Annotated in this window: 17 protein-coding genes; 14 read left to right on the forward strand and 3 right to left on the reverse strand. The window is 56.6% G+C overall.

Annotation, left to right across the window (positions count from 1 at the left end; translation table 11 throughout):
- Window position 1: 1 nt before the first annotated feature.
- From QK300_RS07065 to QK300_RS07075, 3 genes are all read right to left on the reverse strand, one after another.
- On the reverse strand, window positions 2–3,004 hold the full coding sequence (locus tag QK300_RS07065; RefSeq protein WP_281301002.1) for a hypothetical protein: 3,003 nt from the start codon (window positions 3,002–3,004) through the stop codon (window positions 2–4).
- Window positions 3,005–3,052: 48 nt separating this feature from the next.
- Complete coding sequence (locus QK300_RS07070; RefSeq protein WP_281301003.1) at window positions 3,053–3,844, reverse strand: hypothetical protein; 792 nt, start codon at window positions 3,842–3,844, stop codon at window positions 3,053–3,055.
- A gap of 138 nt (window positions 3,845–3,982) precedes the next feature.
- Window positions 3,983–4,486, reverse strand: a complete 504-nt coding sequence (locus QK300_RS07075) for a DUF4402 domain-containing protein (protein ID WP_281301004.1) — start codon at window positions 4,484–4,486, stop codon at window positions 3,983–3,985.
- A gap of 742 nt (window positions 4,487–5,228) precedes the next feature.
- On the opposite strand from QK300_RS07075, the gene QK300_RS07080 reads away from it, so the two are divergent.
- The 14 genes from QK300_RS07080 to QK300_RS07145 all read left to right on the forward strand — a co-directional run bounded on the left by QK300_RS07080 (window position 5,229) and on the right by QK300_RS07145 (window position 20,011).
- Entirely contained in the window at window positions 5,229–6,131 is a 903-nt protein-coding gene (locus tag QK300_RS07080) for an urease accessory protein UreD (protein ID WP_281301005.1), read from the forward strand.
- A 29-nt stretch (window positions 6,132–6,160) separates the two neighbouring features.
- Window positions 6,161–6,463 carry an urease subunit gamma gene (locus tag QK300_RS07085; protein WP_281301006.1) on the forward strand — a complete coding sequence of 101 codons (303 nt, stop codon included), beginning with the start codon at window positions 6,161–6,163 and terminating at the stop codon, window positions 6,461–6,463.
- 56 nt (window positions 6,464–6,519) lie between these two features.
- Window positions 6,520–6,726, forward strand: coding sequence for a hypothetical protein (locus tag QK300_RS07090; protein ID WP_281301007.1), 207 nt, complete (start codon window positions 6,520–6,522; stop codon window positions 6,724–6,726).
- On the forward strand, window positions 6,723–7,028 hold the full coding sequence (locus QK300_RS07095; RefSeq protein ID WP_281301008.1) for an urease subunit beta: 306 nt from the start codon (window positions 6,723–6,725) through the stop codon (window positions 7,026–7,028). Before QK300_RS07090 ends, QK300_RS07095 begins: the two co-directional genes overlap by 4 nt.
- Window positions 7,028–8,737: an urease subunit alpha gene (gene ureC, locus QK300_RS07100; protein WP_281301009.1), complete on the forward strand. Its 1,710-nt coding sequence runs from the start codon at window positions 7,028–7,030 to the stop codon at window positions 8,735–8,737. Before QK300_RS07095 ends, ureC begins: the two co-directional genes overlap by 1 nt.
- Window positions 8,738–8,746: 9 nt before the next feature.
- Window positions 8,747–9,313, forward strand: a complete 567-nt coding sequence (locus QK300_RS07105) for an urease accessory protein UreE (protein WP_281301010.1) — start codon at window positions 8,747–8,749, stop codon at window positions 9,311–9,313.
- Window positions 9,255–10,025, forward strand: a complete 771-nt coding sequence (locus tag QK300_RS07110) for an urease accessory protein UreF (protein WP_281301011.1) — start codon at window positions 9,255–9,257, stop codon at window positions 10,023–10,025. The genes QK300_RS07105 and QK300_RS07110 overlap by 59 nt, the downstream gene beginning before the upstream one ends.
- Complete coding sequence (ureG, locus tag QK300_RS07115; protein WP_281301012.1) at window positions 10,022–10,648, forward strand: urease accessory protein UreG; 627 nt, start codon at window positions 10,022–10,024, stop codon at window positions 10,646–10,648. The genes QK300_RS07110 and ureG overlap by 4 nt, the downstream gene beginning before the upstream one ends.
- A gap of 30 nt (window positions 10,649–10,678) precedes the next feature.
- Window positions 10,679–11,965, forward strand: coding sequence for a Coenzyme F420 hydrogenase/dehydrogenase, beta subunit C-terminal domain (locus QK300_RS07120; protein WP_281301013.1), 1,287 nt, complete (start codon window positions 10,679–10,681; stop codon window positions 11,963–11,965).
- Window positions 11,966–12,053: 88 nt separating this feature from the next.
- Window positions 12,054–13,115 (forward strand): oxidoreductase, encoded by a 1,062-nt coding sequence (locus QK300_RS07125; protein WP_281301014.1) that lies wholly within the window; start codon window positions 12,054–12,056, stop codon window positions 13,113–13,115.
- A 103-nt stretch (window positions 13,116–13,218) separates the two neighbouring features.
- Window positions 13,219–13,815: an RNA polymerase sigma factor gene (locus tag QK300_RS07130; RefSeq protein WP_281301015.1), complete on the forward strand. Its 597-nt coding sequence runs from the start codon at window positions 13,219–13,221 to the stop codon at window positions 13,813–13,815.
- A gap of 51 nt (window positions 13,816–13,866) precedes the next feature.
- Window positions 13,867–14,904, forward strand: coding sequence for a FecR domain-containing protein (locus tag QK300_RS07135; RefSeq protein ID WP_281301016.1), 1,038 nt, complete (start codon window positions 13,867–13,869; stop codon window positions 14,902–14,904).
- 180 nt (window positions 14,905–15,084) lie between these two features.
- Entirely contained in the window at window positions 15,085–18,300 is a 3,216-nt protein-coding gene (locus QK300_RS07140) for a TonB-dependent receptor (RefSeq protein WP_281301017.1), read from the forward strand.
- Window positions 18,301–18,454: 154 nt separating this feature from the next.
- A complete protein-coding gene (locus QK300_RS07145) occupies window positions 18,455–20,011 on the forward strand; it encodes a tryptophan halogenase family protein (protein ID WP_281301018.1) in 1,557 nt (518 codons plus the stop codon).
- Window positions 20,012–20,021: the final 10 nt, after the last annotated feature.

A 20,021-nucleotide genomic window follows, 5' to 3' on the forward strand; every position in this document is an offset into this window, starting at 1 on the left:
TCTAGATAATGGTTGGCGCGGGGGGGATGATCATCCGCAAGACGGGGATCGATGGCACCACCGCAGGTGGGGGGCTTTTCAAGCGGATTTTCAGCCGGGGAATGAACAGCCGATCCGGGGCGAGCGCCGGGGCGCGAATGCCCAAAGATAAGCGCAGATGGGGTGGTTCGCCGCGCCCGAAGATGGCGGGGGCCGGCCGCAAATCATCCAGCAAAATAAACGGGATGGGGAATTCAAACTGAAAATCAAGACCGAAAAGGGCTTCTGTGTCTTCATTCAGTTCCACCGCCCGGCTTTGGGGATCGAGGCCGGGCACATTGGCCACCAGTTCATAGCGGCCATAGGGCACCTGACCAAAATAATAATAGCCGTCAAAGCCTGAAATCTGCTCGATCTTCTCGCGCGATGCGATGCGGCTTGCATCGGCAGGGATCAGAAAAAGGCGGGCCCCGCGACCGGGATCGGTGCGATTGAAGCGCGTAAAGCGGATGGTGCCATCGATTTCCCCCGTGGGCACGATGGGAAAATCGATGAAGGTGGTTTGGCCGGGGCGCGCCATCACCTGCACATCACCGCGCACATCGGCCAGAAACGGATCGCGCAGGGAAATTTTTTCAATCACCATGCGCCGAGGCATATAGGGTGAAACCCCTTGGATGAAGGTCATCCCGGTGGCATCGGTGGCATCCGACATCACCTGCCCTTCAAGGCGGAATTTCACATCCGGCAGGCCGATTTCACCGGGATCATGGATGCCATTGGCATTGCGATCCACAAAAACAAAGGCTGCCAGCGCCCCCCCGGTGCCATTGGGGTAAGAGCTGAAATGCAGGCGATCATCGCGGGGATTATAGCCGCTGGACACCCGCAAAGACAGCCCCGCGCCGATGGCGCCATCGGTATCGAGGCTGCCATTCAAAGCCAGTGAGAATTGCTTGAAATCATAAAAGGAACCAGCGGAAAAACTGGTGAGATCGCTATCCAGATTGCGGCGCACGGTGCCTTGCACCCCAAAGCGATTGGCCAAACGATAATCGATGCCGAAATTGGCTTCGGTCAATCGGCTATCGGGGAAAAGCTCGGTGCGCAATTCGCCGCGCAGATTGGTCCGCCCCAAAAGGGTCCCCACACGAAAAAACAAAGTGCCCTGATCGGAACCAAGGGTTCGCAGGCGATTGACCTGCTCCAATGTGGCGCTGAACCGTCCAATGCGTCGGGTGAGGCGACCGCCAATCTGCCAATCGCGATCATCGGCGGTGGTTTCCCGCCGGCTTGCGGAAAAGGTCAGGGGGAAATGGCCCAGAAAGCCCAGATCAAGGCTGCTGGCCAGATCAATCTCGGTGATCCGCCGCAGGGAATCGCGAAATTCGGAAATATTGCTAAGGGCGCTTTCCAGCCCGCGAAATTCCTGATGCGAAAGGCTGATGCTGTTTCGTCCCAAAAGGGTTTGCAGATCGCCGCGCAGGCCCACCCCGCCGTTTTCATCGGTCACCGCATTCAATTCGATCAATAAAGGCCCAAGGCCGGCCAGCAGGCTGGTGCCGATGAAGGTCGTATCCTTGGTTTCGCTTAGGAAAGAGATCTGCCCCGGCTCGGCAACACTGGCGCGGGTGATTTGCAGCCCCAGCGAAAGGCGTTCGCTGATCCCATGCTCGAGCTGGAAAACACCCCGCAGATCGCCCCGGTCGGGATTGATCGATGCGTCGCGCCGGGTGCCGATCAGATTCCGGTCGATCTGATTGATCGCCAGTTCCATCTCGGTCTCCCCAGCCCCGACAAAGGCGGCGCTTGATAGAAATCGTTCCGTATGTTCCCGGCGCTGGCCTTGGGGCCCGAACAAAACGATGCGAAACACATTCATGCCGCTCACGATGGGCACATCGGTAAATTCATAGCGCCCGCTGCCGGTTTCACCGGTTTGAAAGGCGATCAGGGTGTTATTGCGATAGAGTTCGGCCTCCCAGCCCTGGGGCAGATCACCGCGCAGGGTGATGCGATTGCCCCGGCTGCGGCGATCACTGCCATAGGTGGATAAACGTAGGCCCCGGCCAATGGTCGATCCCCCCACAAGCGGGGCGATGGGGGTGGTGATATCGCCCGCCTGCCAGGCCCGCAGGCCCAGGGGCGCAGCCCCATCTTCAACGAATTCCCGGCCCAAAGTGAGCCTTAATGAGGGGGTTTCCGCCCCCCCATCCGACGACAGCGCGCCATTGATGAACAGGGATAAATCCTGTTGGGCAAGGCTGCCTGTGGCCTGGATGGAATAATTGCCGCGCAGATTGGATTGCGATTGGCTGTCCTGGGCGCTCAGCGCCAGATTGCTGTCGATGAAGGGAACGGTGATGGTTTGGGGTTTCGCATAAAAGCGCGGGAGGCTGCCCATCTCCCGGCGCTGGAGAAGCGTGCGGCGGCGATCTTCAGCGGCCAGCCGCATTTCCAAAGGCAAAGGCGTTTGGGATGAAAGTTCGATGCTCAGGCGGCGGATATTGAAAAAGAAATGAATGCCCAGCCAGCGTTCGATCAAAAGATGGGGCACATAAAGATCATCAAAATGGCGTTCGGCATCGCCGGGCTTCAGGCGGCTTTCCCGGCCATCAAACCGGATGATCCCGGCATTAAGATCAAGCAGAAAGGCCCGCTTTTCTTCAAAAGCCCAGCCTTCGGCCCGGCCTTCAGCGGGCTTCACCTCAATCGCCAATTCCACATTTTGAAAAAAGGCCGAGAGGGGAATCCAATAAAGATCGGGATCATCTTGATCTTGAAAAACAAAAAACCCCGGTGCCAGCAGAAAATCTTCAAGACGCAGATCGAAAATCAGCCCTTCTTCATCGGGCCGTTCAACCAGATCCATCAAATCCGGGCTGTTTCCTTCAGCCGTTCCCGTTTCAGCGGGAGCATTTTGGGCCGCCGCTTCGATGGGTTTGAGGGTAAGATCAAGGAAGAACAGCAAACAACACAGAAAACCGGCATAAGCAAAAGCTTTTATCTGCGCTTTATTTGCCACCGCCTTGCTTGACCTTGTTTTGGGTGGACCGCGTTCGCATGATCGCGCTTATGGCACGCTGATCTGGGTTTGCGATAAAACCGGCCCATCATCCAGCATCCGCAGTTCTAGTGTTAAAGGCGTGTTTTTGAGTTCCGGGGCCAAGGATGACAGATCAATGGGAAAATCGAGATAGCCCGTGCTGAGATAAACCGCCAGACCATTGATCCGGGTGACTTCGCTTGTTCTTGATAAAACAACCAGATCGGCGCGCAAATGGCGGCTGCCTTCATTATATATACGAATGATCGGCTGTCCTTGGGCATCAAAACCGGCAGGCTCGATCCGCCCGGCGATGGAAAGCTCGCCAACCTGCACGAAAATCGGAATGGAAAAGCCATAAACGATATTGAGCGACACACTGAGTTCTTCAGGATCGGGATCAGGGTCGATGGGCTCGCTTGGGGGGATGCTTTGCAGCATCAAATGGCTGCGATATTCGCCCTCCGCTAAATCCGGTGGTGTGCGCAGCATCAGCCGCACGGTTTGTGGCTCACCGGGTGGCAAAATCACCTGCCGGGGTGAAAAGCGGATCATGCCATCGGCAAAGCCTTCGCCCTCGGGCGGGGTGTCGATGGCTTCCATCTTGCCATCATGGCCTTGGCGATAATTGATGAAGCTGATGCGATAGGTGGATCGCTCGGTTCCGCGATTGAACAGGGTCACCGTGGCGATGCGGTTTTCCGGGCTGAGCTCGACCCTTTGGGGAAAGGCCGATACCCCCTGCGCATGGCCCGGGGTGGCGAGCAGCAGGAAGGAGAAAAAACCAAGGAATGTGAGACAGTTGAGAAAAAATTTCATAAGCATGTTTCACATATTATTTCAGGCTGCGTCAATATCTTACATAGTATCTGGCGCATCATCTGGCGCATCAATAAAAAATGGGTGCATCGGGAACTGATCCTGAGTGCACCCATTTTTATTTAAAGCAAAGTCTGATCAGGGAATATCGACCTGAACGGCATAGGTACCAGTATAGGCGCCGAGCGCTTGTGATGCGCCGATATTAAGGGTGCCGCCAACCGTGAAGGTGCCGGTGCCGCCCGTGAGGGTGACGGTGGGCGCACTGCTCGTGAAGGTATCAAGGACCATGGTATTGGCGCCTGATGTCAGGTTCACGCCGGTGGCAGGCAGGGTGATGGTGGCAACGGCAGCGGCGGGGCCATCAATGGTGAAGGCACCGGCTACGGGCGTGCCCGTGGGGGTGAATGTGCCGCTGGTGGTGCCATCGGTGGCCAGAACGACCGTACCGGCGGTATTGCCTACCGGGAGGGCGATGGTCGAGAAATCCAAAGCCACATCCTGGGTCACGCTCAGGGCGCGGACGATTTCGGCATTGGCATCGCCCGTGGTGTTGGCGACCTGCTGGGCAGAGGCGCAGGAAATGCCCAAAGCAAAGGCAAAAGCAGCGGCAGAGAGTTTGGTCAGAAATTTGATGGTCATGTTCGCTCAATCCTTGAAAATGAATACGGATCGCCTGTGGGGTTGAAAGGGAAAAAGTATTTCGGTCGATCAGCAATCCGTTCGCCCCCCGAGCGTTAGGGAGAGTCCGGTATCCGGGCAAATGGTATTTTTTCTAAAAATTTTCCGTTTTTTAACAATGCGTTAATTAACGTTAAAAGCTTGGTTTTTATTAAGAAAATTCATCAAAAAACATTAACCATCTGTGATTATTTCAAAAGAGTGCGGCTCAATGAGAAATGATATGAAACTCTAGTGCTTTTGCCTCTGCGATGCATCATTTGAATGATTACAATCTGCATGATCTATTAAGAAGTCAAAGCGGCTTTTGTCATGCTCTGGTAATATTTCGACATATATCACAATGACGTGTTATTTAACATACATTCTATGTTATTGATTAAAAAGCCGATATTCGCGATTAATCCGGCCCTGCCTCTCGCCAAAAGCGCGAATCGTTCAGGGGAGTCGGCAGGAAGGCACAGACGGATTCGCAAACAGATCCCAAGACTCAACACCTTATCGCACTGGTTTTAGACCGCATTCTTTTTTCTCTCCGCGAAGCCGGTCCTTACCATAGCGTGCAGTGCCGGGCGCTGATGCTTCGTCACTCTTGGGCTTGCATCCGCCCCTTGTGCGCTGCACAATGAACCTTTGATGCTGGTGAACGCGGGCCGCTTAACTCAAGGAGGGTTCCATCACTGCTTTTGATCCGCTGGCCCTGATGGGTCCGTCCGCCCTGACAGTCTCAGGCTCTGGCCAGCCGGAGCTTTCTGCGGCCCAATCTGCCAAGCCCGTTCGCCTGCCGGTGCCTTTGCAGCGCGCCCGGGGGGCATTGCGCATCAGCACCAAAAGGCGCGGGGATCAAAGCGTTCTGGCCGATCTTTATCAAGGCGGCTCGTTGAAATGCCTGCTCCCCCGCAGCCACGATGGCATGCCGCAGGCGGTGATCATCAATATCGCGGGGGGCATCACCGGCGGTGATCGCCTGCGCACGGAATGCATCGCACAGGATGGGGCCGATCTGCTGGTCACCACGCAGGCCGCAGAACGGATTTACCGATCTTTGGGCGACGATGCCATCGTGGACAACCGCCTTGTGTTGGAGGAAAGTGCCCGCCTGCACTGGCTGCCGCAGGAAACCATTTTGTTTGAAGGGGCGCGTTTGGCGCGCCGGTTGGAGATCGAGATGGCCGAGGACGCCACCCTCATCGCCATCGAGCCGTTGATTCTGGGGCGGAAAGCGATGGGCGAACGGCTGGAGAACGGGTTTTTTTCCGATATCTGGCGGGTGCATCGCGGCGGGCGGTTGATCCATGCCGATGCTCTGCGCCTTGTCGCGCCCTTTGGGCCGATTTTGGAGAGTGCCGCGGGCTGGGGCGGCCTGATTGCGCAGGCAACGATTTTATATGTCGCCCCGGATGCCGAAGCAGCCTTGCCAAAAATGCGGGCGTTGGTGGACGAGTTGACCGCGACAAAGGCGGGCGCAGAGGCAGGCGTTTCGGCCTGGAACGGGCTTTTGACGATACGCTGTCTGGCATGTGATGGTGCGGCCTTGCGCGCTTTGATGATCCCGGTGCTTGAATGCTTGCGTGGGGTGCCCATGCCCCCGGTCTGGAGATTGTGATTTGGCGATTGTAATTTGGAGATGATGACATGCATCTGACACCACGGGAAAAAGATAAACTATTGCTGGCCATGGCGGCAGAGGTGGCGCGAAAGCGGCTGGCCCGGGGGCTTTTGCTCAATCATCCCGAAGCCATCGCCCTGATATCGGATTTTGTTGTGGAAGGCGCGCGCGATGGCCGCACGGTGGCCGATCTGATGCAGGCGGGCGCGCAGATTTTAAACCGCGATCAGGTGATGGAGGGGATCGCCGAGATGATCCCCGATCTTCAGGTGGAAGCAACCTTTCCCGATGGGGTGAAGCTGGTCACGGTGCATCAGCCCATTCGCTGAAAGCCGGATCGCATATCTGCTTCAACCCCTTGGATTGGCACTGAAAGGAGAAAGACATGCAGCGTTTATTATATAGCCTGATCTTTGGTTTGATGGCGTTTTTGGGGGCGATCCCCGCATTGGCGCATGAGGTGCCCGCATCCCATCACCATGTAGAAACCGCCTTCGGCTCGGTGGTGATGTTTCTGGCACCGTTTTTTATTGCCCTGCTGATCCTTGGGATCGGCTTTTTGCTTTATCTCCGTCTGAAGGCCAGATCATGATCCCCGGTGAAATTCTGCCCGCGGCGGGTGAGATCATCCTCAATGCCGGGGCGAAGGCCATCAGCCTTGAGGTGGCCAATGAAGGGGATCGCCCCATTCAGATCGGCAGCCATTATCATTTTTTCGAGGCCAATCAGGCGCTGATCTTTGATCGGGCGGCGGCGCGGGGGATGCGGCTTGATATTCCGGCGGGATCGGCGGTGCGGTTCGAGCCGGGGCAAAGCCGGGTGGTGCAGTTGGTTCCCTATGGCGGGGCACGGCGGGTTTTTGGTTTTCAGCAGGCGATCATGGGAGATTTGTGATGCCGGTCTCATTGTCGCGGACGGCTTATGCCGACATCTATGGCCCCACCACCGGGGATAGGGTTCGGCTGGCGGATACCGATCTGATCATCGAGGTTGAGCATGATGCCACCCTTTATGGCGAGGAGGTGAAATTTGGCGGCGGCAAGGTGATCCGCGATGGCATGGGCCAATCGCAGGCAAGCCGGGCCGAAGGGGCGATGGATACGGTGATCACCAATGCCCTGATTGTGGATGCGGGCGGGATTTACAAGGCCGATGTGGGGCTGCGATCAGGCCGTATTCATGCTATCGGAAAGGCTGGGAATCCCGATATCCAATCCGGCGTGGATGTGCTGATCGGGCCGGGAACCGAAATCATCGCGGGTGAGGGGAAAATCCTCACCGCCGGGGGAATGGATGCCCATATCCATTTCATCTGCCCGCAGCAGATCGAAGAAGCGCTGATGTCGGGCATCACCACCATGCTTGGCGGCGGCACGGGGCCTGCCACCGGCACCAATGCCACCACCTGCACCCCGGGGGCTTTTCATATCGGCCGCATGTTGCAGGCCGCCGATGGCTTTCCGATGAATTTGGGCTTTGCCGCCAAGGGCAATGCCGCAACGCCCGCAGCCCTGATCGAGCAGGTTCGCGCTGGCGCTGCGGCCTTAAAGCTGCATGAAGATTGGGGCACCACGCCTGCGGCCATCGATTGCTGCCTGGGCGTGGCCGAAGATTATGATCTGCAGGTGATGATCCACACCGATACCTTGAATGAAAGCGGCTTTGTGGAAAATACCGCCGCCGCCTTCAAGGGGCGCACCATTCACACCTATCATACCGAAGGCGCAGGCGGCGGCCATGCCCCCGATATCATCAAATTATGTGGCGAGGCGAATGTCATCCCTTCCTCCACCAATCCCACGCGGCCTTTCACGATCAATACCTTGGAAGAACATCTCGATATGCTGATGGTGTGCCATCATCTGGATAAATCCATCCCCGAAGATGTGGCCTTTGCCGAAAGCCGCATCCGCCGCGAGACTATTGCCGCCGAAGATATTCTGCATGATCTGGGGGCTTTTTCGATCATCGCCAGCGATAGTCAGGCCATGGGGCGGGTGGGCGAAGTGCTGATCCGCACCTGGCAAACCGCCGATAAGATGAAGCGGCAAAGGGGGCGCTTGGCGGAAGAACGCGGGGATAATGATAATCTGCGGGTGCGCCGCTATATCGCGAAATATACCATCAACCCCGCCATTGCGCAGGGGATCGCCCATGAAATCGGCTCGATTGCGGTGGGTAAACGCGCCGATCTGGTTTTATGGTCGCCCGCCTTTTTCGGGGTGAAGCCCGATCTGGTGCTTTTGGGGGGCACCATCGTGGCCGCTGCCATGGGGGATCCCAATGGCTCGATCCCCACACCGCAGCCGGTGCATTTTCGGCCGATGTTTGGGGCTTATGGGCGGGCGATGGAGGCGTCATCGGTCACCTTCGTTTCGCAATTGGCTTTGTCGAACGATATCGGCGCGGAGCTGGGCCTGCGCAAACCGCTGGTGGCGGTGCAAAATACCCGATCCATCGGCAAGGCGGATATGGTGCTCAATGATCTGGCACCGCAGATGGAGGTGGACCCCGAAACCTATGAAGTGCGTGCCAATGGCGAGCTTTTAAGCTGTGAGCCCGCCACTGTGCTGCCGATGGCCCAACGTTATTTCCTGTTTTAGGGGGACGCTATGAGCGAAGCTGACGAAATCCTGCGGGCCCGGCGGCGGCTGGATGCAGGCACATGGCCTGATCAGGGCGATCATGATCGGGTGGCGCTTTTCTATGATGATCGCTGGCGGCGCCGGATCATGCTGGAAACCCAAGGGGGCCGATCCTTTCTGCTCGATCTGGCCGAGGCCGAAGCCCTGCGCGAAGGCGATGGGCTGGAATTGGAAAGCGGGGAAATCATCAAGGTGCTGGCCGCCCCCGAGCCAGTGGCCGATATCCATTGCGATGATAGCCGCCATCTGGGGCGCATTGCGTGGCATCTGGGCAATCGTCATCTGCCAACTCAAATCCTTACAGAAAATAATCAATCGGTTTTGCGTATCCGCCATGATCATGTGATCGAAGCCATGGTCGAGGGGCTGGGGGCGCGGGTTGATCTGCGGGATGCGCCTTTCGATCCCGAAGGCGGGGCCTATGGCAAGGGCCGCACCCATGGTCATGAAGATTTGGGTCATGAAGATTTGGGTCATGAACATTCGGATCATGCGCATCCGGGCCATGCGGCTCACGGTCATGCCCATGGATGATGCCGCGCTTTTAAGGCTATCCACATGGCTGTCTCCCGGTTTTCCGGTGGGGGCTTTCAGCTATTCCCATGGCCTTGAATGGGCGGTGGAGGTGGGCGATATCACGGATGCCGAAAGCCTTTATGCATGGCTTTGGCCCTGCATCATGGCGGGGGGCGGTCGGTCGGATGCGATCCTGCTGGCGGCGGCCTATCATGCCCTTCGCCCCGATGATAACAAGGCTTGGCGCCCGGATCGGGTGGCTTTTGAGGCGATTGCCGATCTGGCTTTGGCTCTGTGTCCGTCAAAGGAACGCCGCCTTGAAACCGAGGCTCAGGGCACCGCCTTTCGCCGGATTGCCGCCGATCTGTGGCCCATCGATTTCGATCTGCCGCCAAAAATCGCCTATCCGGTGGCGGTGGGCGCTTGGGCTGCGGCCACATCCTGTCCCTTGCCGCAAACGCTGGTGCTTTATCTCCATGCCTTTGCCGCCAATCTGGTGTCGGCAGCGGTGCGGCTGGTGCCTTTGGGGCAAACCGAAGGACAGCGGGTTCTGGCCCGGTTGTTTAACAGCATCAGCGCGGTGGCGGATGAGGCCCTGAGCATCGATCCCGCCGCTCTTCCCGGTGCCCATCTCAATGCCCATCTCAATGCTTTGGGCGGGGCGGTGATGCGGGCCGATCTCGCATCCCTTCATCATGAAACACAATATACAAGGCTATTCAGATCATGAGCACAAACACATCCCATGGCCCCTTGCGGGTTGGAATCGGCGGGCCGGTCGGCTCGGGGAAAACGGCCTTGATGGATGCCCTTTGCAAGCATCTGCGGGATCGCTTTTCGGTGGCTGCCATCACCAATGATATCTACACGCGGGAAGATGCCGATTTTCTCACCCGCTCCGGCGCCTTGCCTGTCGAGCGGATCATGGGGGTGGAAACCGGCGGTTGCCCGCACACCGCCATCCGCGAAGATGCCAGCATCAATCTGGCGGCGGTGGATGATATGGTGACCCGCTTTCCCGATCTCGATCTCATCCTGATTGAATCGGGGGGCGATAATCTGGCCGCCACCTTCAGCCCGGAACTGGCGGATCTCACGATCTATGTGATTGATGTGTCGGCGGGGGATAAAATTCCGCGCAAAGGGGGGCCGGGGGTCACGCGATCCGATCTTCTGGTGATCAACAAGATCGATCTGGCGCCATTGGTGGGGGCCTCCCTTGAGGTGATGGACCGCGACAGCAAAAAGATGCGGGGCACCCGGCCGTTTGTTTTTTGCAATATCCGCGCCGGGAAGGGGGTTGAGACGGTGGCGGATTTCATTGTCTCGAAGGGTGGATTGCTGCCACAATGATGGGATGAGCTATCAGCAGACAGGCAAAAGATGAGCGACAGCGACGATCTAAAGCCATCCATCACCCGCCAATTGGCCCAAAAGGGGCTCATCAGCCCGCCTTTGGAGGGAGCGGCGCGCCCCGGTTTATGCACCGATTGCGGGGTTTCGCGGATGGGCACGGGTCAGGATCGCGGCAAGGCCTGCGGGCGGGCCTGCCAGTTCATCGCCCCGGATTATCCGGCTCTGGAAAAAGCCGTGCATGGCCGGGCTGCCGATCCAGATCTTGGCGATGAGCGGTTTTTCGGGGTGATCCACTCCATGATCCGGGCGCGCCTTGATCCCCCCGCCGAACAAGCCCAATGGACCGGATTGACCACGGCCCTGGCCGCCAGTTTATTGGAACAGGGGCATGTGGATGCGGTGCTGACGATGGCGCCCCATCCCGATGATCGCTGGAAGCCGGTGCCGGTGATGGTCACCGATCCGGCGGCGCTGGCCCATTGCCGGGGGATGCGGATGGGCTATGCGCCTTTGCTATCGCTTCTGGAGCCGGCGCGGGCGATGGGCTATCGGCGCTTGGCGGTGATTGGGATTCCCTGCCAGATCTATGCCTTGCGGGCTTTGGAGCAGACTTTGGGGTTCGAACGCATCCATGTCATTGGCACGCCCTGTTCGGATAATACCACCACCGATGCCTTTCATCATTTTCTGTCCTTGCTCGAACCCGATCCCGATCGCATCAGCTATCTGGAATTTCGCACCGATTACAGGGTGGAATTGCGCTTTGATGATGGCCGCCCGCCGCGCACCATCCCGTTTTTGAACCTGCCCCTGAGCAATCTGCCCGCCGACTTTTTCCCCCTCACCTGCAAATCCTGTGTGGATTATACCAATCGTCTGGCGGATATCACGGTGGGCTATATGGGGGGCGATGGCGATCAATGGGTGATCGCCCGCAATGCCCGCGGGGCGGATCTGCTGGCGCTTTTGGGGGATCGGCTGGTGCGTCGGCCTTTAGCCGATAAAGGACGGCGGAAGGGGGCGGTCACCGGATTTCTGCACAATACCGAACGTGCGGCAGGTGGTTTGCCCTTGCGCCGGATGCCCGGCTGGTTGCGCCCGATTGTTGCGTTCCTGCAGCCGCGTTTGGGGCCAAAGGGGCTGGAATTTGCCCGCGCCCGCCTTGAGATGAAAGCCATCGAAACCGTGCTGCATCTGCGCCGGGCGCATCCGGCCCGGCTGAAAAACATGGTGCCCGCCCATGTTTGGGATCTGGTGGCGGCTTATGGCCTTCGCCCCCGCTCGACCGAGAAAAAATCCATCAAATCCTCTTGAGAATGAAAAGCAAATATATCTCGCTTCATGATTGTGGGGCACAGTACGTGCGCCTTGTCATGAAAACTGAACAATAAGGACGATCGCCATGGACCGGATCAAAGTGGGGCTATTGGGCTATGGCCTTGCGGGATCGGTTTTTCATGCCCCGCTGATCGGGCTGGAGCCCCGGATGCATCTGGCCGCCATTCACAGCAGCCGGGTGGAGCAGATCGCCCATGATTGCCCGGGGGCAGCGGTGATAGGATCGGCGGATGATCTGATCGGCCGTGATGATCTGGATCTGATCGTGGTGGCCACCCCCAATGACAGCCATTTCACTTATGCTCAAAAGGCGCTCGAAGCGGGAAAGCATGTGGTGGTGGATAAACCGCTGGCGCTGGATGCCGGGCAGGCCGATGCGCTGATTGCCCTGGCGCAAAAGGAAAAGCGGCATCTTTCGGTATTTCAGAACAGGCGCTGGGACAGCGGTTTTTTAAGCCTGCAATCCGCGATGGCCCAAGGCCGATTGGGGGCTGTGTCATTTGTTGAGCTGCATTTTGATCGTTTTCGCCCACAGATCAAACAAGGCTGGCGCGAAGTGCCTGCGCCGGGGGCGGGGGTGCTTTATGATCTGGGGGCGCATCTCATCGATCAGGCGCTGTTCCTTTTCGGTAAGCCGGATGCGATCACCGCCGATTGCCAGCAGCAAAGGGCGGGGGCGCGGGTTTGTGATTATTTTCATCTGGTCTTGTTTTACGGCACCTGCCGGGTGGTTTTGCATGTCACCACCCTTGCCCCCAAACCCGGCCCCACCATCATGGCCCATGGGGATGGGGGCAGTTTTTTTGCCTATGGGCTCGATCCTCAGGAAGCCTGGCTGAAGGCGGGCCGGCGGCCTGATGATCATCAGGCGGGGGCTTTATGGGGGGGTGATCTGCCGCTGGTGGATGTGGCGCTTTTTAATGCCGAGGGGGGTGCCATCGGGCTATTGCCGGGGGATCAGCGGGCGGTGCCGGGGCATTATGGTGCTTTTTATGGCGGCATGGCCAAAGCGATCCTTGATGGGGCGGATGTGCCGGTCGATCCTTTGAATGCCCGCCAAGGCCTATCAATATTGGCGGCGGCAGAGGAAAGCAGCAAAACAGGCTGCCGCATGGCTTGTGATTGATGATGGGTTCTGGCTTTAAAGCACAGGCGCCCACCAATTATAATCTTCCATTATTTTTACGTGATATGACATAATCTGAGTCGGGTTCATTTGGGGAGCATTTGTGGACGATCATTCCGGCCATGGCAACAAAGGCGCTGTTGCCCCGACAGAGGACGTCAATCGACCCGCCGATCCGGCGGGGGATGCCGGGCGTGATATTCACAGCACCTATCTCGAATCCGCGCCGATCCTGCAGCATTATGTCAGGCAATTGATGCCAAAGGGCACCGATAAAAGCGAGGTGGATGACATCATGCAGGATGTTTATCTGCGGGCTTTTGCGGCCCGGAAATCGGAAAAGCTGGAGAATGCCAAAGCCTATCTGTTTCGCATTGCGCGCAATCTTTCTTTCAAGGCGCGGGCGGGGCAGAAAAAAAATGTGATCAGCCTTCTGGAGGATTTGGCATCCCAGGGGATTATAGATGATGTGGTGGCGATTGATGAGCAGCTCCATCAAAAAAAACGCCTGATGATGTTTGCCCAAGCGGTTGAAACCCTGCCACCCCAGTGTCGGCAGGTTTTTGTTTTGCGGCAGATGAAGGGCCTTTCGCACAAGGAGATCGCCAAAACACTGGGGATTTCTGTGAGTACGGTGGAAAAGCACATTGCCAAAGCCCTGCAGCTTTGCGCAAAATACATGAATGAATGCGGTTATTGAGTCCATCCCCGGCTTTGGCCGCTTTTTTCGACTTTGAAAGACAATCAAGGCATGTCGGATACGCCATCAACTGAAATCGATCTCATCGAAAGCGAGGCCTGTGCCTGGCTGGCGCAGATTGATGGCGGGCCGATGTCGGATGGGGATCGCAGGGCTTTGCAGGAATGGATCGGCCGCAGCCCCGCCCACAAGCAGACATTTGAACAGATGGCCCGGCGCTTTTTGCAGCTTTCTGTGGCTTTTGATGAAGATGCGGATCAATCGGCATCGCAATCGAGCGTGTCGCGGGTGGGGGCGGCTTTTTTGGGCGGATGGGGGATGCGATCATGGCGTCATCTGGCTATGCCGGCCTTTGCCATTTTGTGTCTTTTGGCGGTGGCGCGCTTATATCTGCCCGTAAGCCCTGCGCCCATCAGTCAAAGCTATTATTCTGATATCGGCCAGCAGCGGGTGATCGATCTGGCCGATGGTTCGGTGATCACCCTCAATACCAGAACACGGATCGATGTGGTCTATTCGGATCAGGCGCGCATCATCCAATTGATCTATGGCGAAGCGCTTTTCGATGTTGCTAAAGACCCTGATCGGCCCTTTCGGGTTTTGACCCAGATGGGCGGGGTGAAGGCTGTGGGAACGGTTTTCTCGGTGCGGGTGCGCGAAGGGGATATCGAGGTGCTGGTGGAAGAAGGCACCGTGGAGCTGACCGCCCATGATATTGAAAAACCATCTGCTGCCATTGCCGATGCGCAGCCCCGGCCCGGCATTATCCTGTCATCGGGGCGGCGGGCGGCCTTTAATAAAAGCGAGCAGGTGATCAGCGTTGTTGATCCACAGCAGTTGCAACAGCGCCTGTTGTGGCGTCAGGGGCAATTGGTGTTTGATGCCGATCCGCTGGCCCGGGTGATTGATGAAATCAGCCGCTATACGCCGATCAAGATCGTGATTTCTGATCCCCAATTGCTGGATATGCCGATCAGCGGCCATTTCAAGGCGGGCGAGGTGGAAGCGCTTTTGGATGCTTTGGAGCAGGGCTTTGGCCTGCGCATCGAAAAATATGGCCAGCGTTTGGTTTATGTCTCCCAAGCCTGAGTATCCTGGGCCTGAATATCCTGAGCCTGACTATCCTGGGCCTGATCGTGGCTGTTTATAGATCTTGATTTCATATCTCAAAAAATTTCGAGTTAGACTAGAGGATCATCGCCGCTAGCGGATTATAGCTATCGGCGTTCGAATTTTAAAAAAACGAGCGCGACTGATATGGGATACCAAATGGGGAGGCAGTTGGTTCTGGTCGGGCTCGGCGGTGCGATGCTGTGCGCGGGGGGCAATGTGCTGATGGCACGTTCTTCTCTGGCGCAGATTGCACAGGAAAAAGAAAGCGCGGATCGGCCATCCGGCCTTGTCTTCGCCTTTGATATTCCTGCCATGTCTTTGGCAGATGCCTTGCGCAGATTCTCGACCATCACCAACAGGTCTCTTCTTTTTTCCCAGGATGTAATCGGGGACGTTCGCACGAACGGACTCATTGGGGAGTTTTCGGTTGAAACCGGGCTCGACCGGCTGTTGTCCGGCACGGGCCTCAGCGCTCAGGTCACATCATATGATGTCATCCTTGTGACTGGCGGGCGACAACCGATAGAAAAAAAGGAAGATCAGGTGAGGCACCAAAACAGAGCGAAGCTATTGGGCAGTGTTGCCACGCTTTCGGCATTATTTTCATCATCGGTGGCCGAAGCGCAGGATGTTTCAACCGCAAATGACGGGCTTGTTCTTGAAGAAATCGTCGTCAGCGGTATTCGCGGCAGCCTGCGCAGCGCCCGCGATACCAAACGCAATGCATCGGGCGTGGTCGATTCCATCGCCGCCGAAGATTTCGGCAAATTTCCCGATGCCAATCTGGCGGAATCCTTGCAGCGCATCACCGGTGTTTCCATTGATCGCTCGGGCGGTGAAGGGCAGTTCATTACCGTCCGTGGCTTTGGCCCTGAATTCAATACGGTTCTGGTGAATGGCCGTCAGATTGCATCTGAAGATCTGTCGCGCGCCTTTTCCTTCGATACCATCGCTGCCGAATTGGTGAATGGCATCACCGTGCATAAATCCTCCACTGCAACCCTGCAATCGGGTGGGATCGGCTCCACGGTCAATATCAAAACAGCGCGGCCCTTTGATGTGAACGGCTTCAAATTCGTTGGCAATGTGAAGGCGAATTACGAAGAAAACAGCGAAGAAGCCTCGCCGCAGGCATCGGGCCTGATCAGCAATACCTTTGCCGATGGTAAGCTGGGGATCTTGCTGGCGGCTTCCTATCAAAAGCGTGAAACAAGGCTCGATGCCCTCGCATCCGATGGCTGGCTTGAAAATGTCGGCATCCCGCAGGCCGAGATCAATGGCGGGGCCGGTTTTGATGGCAATATCTTTTCGCCGCGCAATCTGGATACCCGCGTTACCTTCGAGGATCGCGAACGTATCGGCGGCAGCCTCGTCTTGCAATATGCCCCCACCGAAAATCTGCAATTCACCGTCGATGGCCTTTATTCATCCTTTGATGTGAAATCGGATTCCAATTCTTTGGGGCATTGGTTCACCGCCCCCAATGCTGAAAATGTCCAGCTCGATGCCAATGGAACGGTCATCGATCTGTTCCAGGAAGTGGGCCTTTCCACCGATTTCAATGCCAAAACCTTTGATCGTCTCACCGATACCTATCTGATCGGTGTGGAAGCGGATTGGCAGGTTTCGGATTCGATCCGCGTCAAGGTCGATGGCAATTTCTCGAAAGCCGAACGGGCTGCGAATAATGGCGGGGCCGAGCTCAATTCGATCATCGGTTTTGCCAATCGCGTGCGCTTTCAATCCGATGATAAACGCCTGCCTTTCCTGAGCGAATTTGATACCGCCAATCCCAATATCTTCAGCGGTCAGCAGGAATTGGATGGCGTCGCCAATCTGCCCGGGGTCACCCCTGATGGCGTTTCCAATTTCCTTGATCCGGCCAATGGCGATCCGCATGTGCAGATCCGGGGCGGCTGGGAAGTGGATGATAAAGTCCGGCAGTTGAAATCCGATTTTGAATGGGATGAAGGGGCAAGTCAGGGTCTCACCAAATTGCGCGCGGGGCTTTATTATTCCAAACAAACCAAAAAGCTTACCCGCTGGGATAATACCTTCGGGCCTCATTGCACCTTCTGCGGCTTCCCTGATGATCCTGAAATCCCGGCTGGATCGCAAACCGTTTTTGATCTGGGGGATGGCTTCCTTGGCGGTATCAAAGGCAGCGAGCGTTTGTTCACACAAATTCTGGTCCATGATCCCGAAGCCCTGATCGCTTTTCTGGAAAATGAAAGCGGCGTGAGCTTTGATGCCGTGCGCCGGGGCAATTCCTTTGCCGTGGCTGAAGAAACCTTTTCCGGTTATCTGGAAATGGAATTTGCCGGCGAATTCATGGGTCGTCCGATCGATGTGGTGGCCGGGGTGCGGGCCGAAGCCACCGATGTGGGGGTGAGCGGCACCGATGAGCCGATCACCCGGCTGAGCATTCTGGATCGCACGGAATTATTGGCGGAACGGGCGGCGGTGATCCCAATCCAGGAAAGCTCGTCATATGATGCGCTGCTGCCCAATCTGGCCGTGCGCTATGAAGTGAGGGATAACCTGATCACCCGCTTTGCGGCATCGCAAACCCTCACCCGGCCAACCCTGGAAGCCATGTCGCCGGTGTTTAACGTGACCACCACCCGGCAGGGCGGCGATTTCACCGCCACCAGCGGTAATCCCAATCTGCTGCCCTTTAAATCGGATAATCTCGATCTTTCGGTGGAATATTATTTCGGACAATCGAACTATATTTCCTTCGGTCTGTTCCGCAAGGATGTGAGCAATTTCATCGTCAATGCCCAGATGGATGAAACGGTTGAAACCGCGTCGGGCGCTCTGCTCACCGATCCCTCTACGGGGGCGGATGTTTTTGCTCCCGATCCGGAAGATGGCCTTGCGGTGTTCCGGGTCACCCGTCCGATCAATGGTGAAAATGCGGTGATCAGGGGGCTTGAAGCCGCCATCCAATATTCCTTTGGCGAAAGCGGTTTCGGGGTGCTGCTCAATGGCACCATCGTCACCGGTTCGGTGGATTTTGATCCCAGCGATGTCAGCCAGATCTTTGCTCTCACCGGCCTGAGCGATTCCGCCAATGTGGTGGGCTTTTATGATAAGGGCCCATTTGAATTCCGCATTGCCTATAATTGGCGCGACAGCTTCTTGCAGTCGCTCACCCAAACCAATGGCGATGGGGTGACTTTTGTGCGCTCTTTTGCGCAGGTCGATATCAGCGGTGGCGTGCAGGTAACCGATTATCTGCGGGTGTTTTTTGAAGGCACCAATATCACCAATGAAAAGCTGTTCAAGCATGGGCGTTTCGATAATCAGTTCCTGCTGGCAGAAGAAAGCGGTCCGCGCTATGCCTTGGGCGTGCGGATGAATTTCTGATCGCTTTGATCATCAGGCGGCCATGATGCCGCCCAAACACAGGCATCGGCCATCAGGGCGGGTGCCTGTGTCGGCCATAGAAGCGTTGGATAAGGGGGAAAACCCGCCAGAGCTTTATGACCGTTAAAGCCTTTTTTGGGGAGATATAACGCCGATGAGCAAGGCAATCAGATCCATTGTGATCGTGGGGGGTGGCTCGGCGGGCTGGCTGACCGCTGGTCTCATTGCCGCCGAACATCGCGCCTATGAAAAAGATGGCTTGTCGGTGACTTTGGTGGAATCCCCCACCGTGCCCACCATCGGGGTGGGTGAAGGCACCTGGCCCACCATGCGTTCGACCCTGATCAAATTGGGCATTTCCGAAACCGATTTTTTCCGTGCCTGCGATGCATCCTTCAAACAGGGCGCAAAATTCCAACGCTGGGTAACCGGGCGCGATGATGATTTTTATTATCATCCCCTGATGCTGCCCCAAAGCTTTCAATCTTTTGATCTGGCCCCTTATTGGAAAAAGATCGTTACGAATACGAAACAGAAAATATCCTTTTCCGATGCGGTGTGTTTCCAGGAAGCGATGTGCGAGCGCAATCTGGCACCCAAGCTGATCACCACCCCGGAATATGAATCCGTTGCCAATTATGCCTATCATCTGGATGCGGGGAAATTCGGCTCTTTCCTGCAAAGCCATTGCACCCAAAAGCTGGGCGTGCGCCATATTCTGGATGATGTGAAAGGCGTGGTGGCGGCGGATAATGGCGATATTGCGGGGCTGGAAACCGCGGCATCGGGGCGGATCGATGGAGATCTGTTCATTGATTGCACCGGCTTTTCATCGCTTTTGCTGGGTCGGCATTATGATGTGCCCTTCAAACCCTGTGATGATGTTTTGCTCATCGATCGGGCTTTGGCGGTGCAGGTTCCCTATGCCCATGATGATGATCCCATCGTGCCGCATACCCTTTCCACGGCGCAATCGGCGGGCTGGGTGTGGGATATCGGCCTGCCCAGCCGACGGGGTGTGGGCTATGTCTATTCCAGCCGTTATCAAAGCGAAGAGGCCGCCTCTGAAACCTTGCGCGCTTATGTGGGCCCGGCTTTTGATCGGCTTTCGGTGCGCCAGATTCCCATCCGTTCGGGCCATCGCCAGACCTTCTGGAGCCATAATTGTGTGGCGGTCGGCCTATCGGCGGGCTTTCTGGAGCCTTTGGAAGCCTCGGCGCTGGTTTTGATCGAATTGTCGGCGGATATGATCGCCAAAAACATGCCCGCCTGCCGTGATGTGATGGATCTGGCAGCCAGACGCTTCAACGAAACAACAGCCTATCGCTGGGATCGGATCATCGATTTCCTGAAACTGCATTATATGCTGAGCCAGCGCACCGACAGTGCTTTTTGGATCGATAATCGCGATCCGGCCACCATCCCCGAAAGCCTGCGCCAGCAATTGGAGATCTGGCGCTATCAAGCGCCCGGCAATGCCGATTTCACAAGCAATAATGAAGTTTTCCCGGCGGCCAGCTATCAATATGTTCTGTATGGGATGGGATTTGAAACAGATTTCAGCTATCAGGCCCATCGCTTGCACAGGGAAAAAGATGCCATGGCCCTTTTTGGAAAAAATGCCAAACAAAAAGATCAGGTTTTGCGTGCCTTGCCCAAAAATCGCGAGTTGATCGAAAAGATCAATCGCATTGGCATGCAGACGATTTGAAGGCGATCAC

The organism is Iodidimonas sp. MBR-22 (assembly GCF_029946565.1).
Classification (GTDB): domain Bacteria; phylum Pseudomonadota; class Alphaproteobacteria; order Sphingomonadales; family Rhodothalassiaceae; genus Iodidimonas; species Iodidimonas nitroreducens.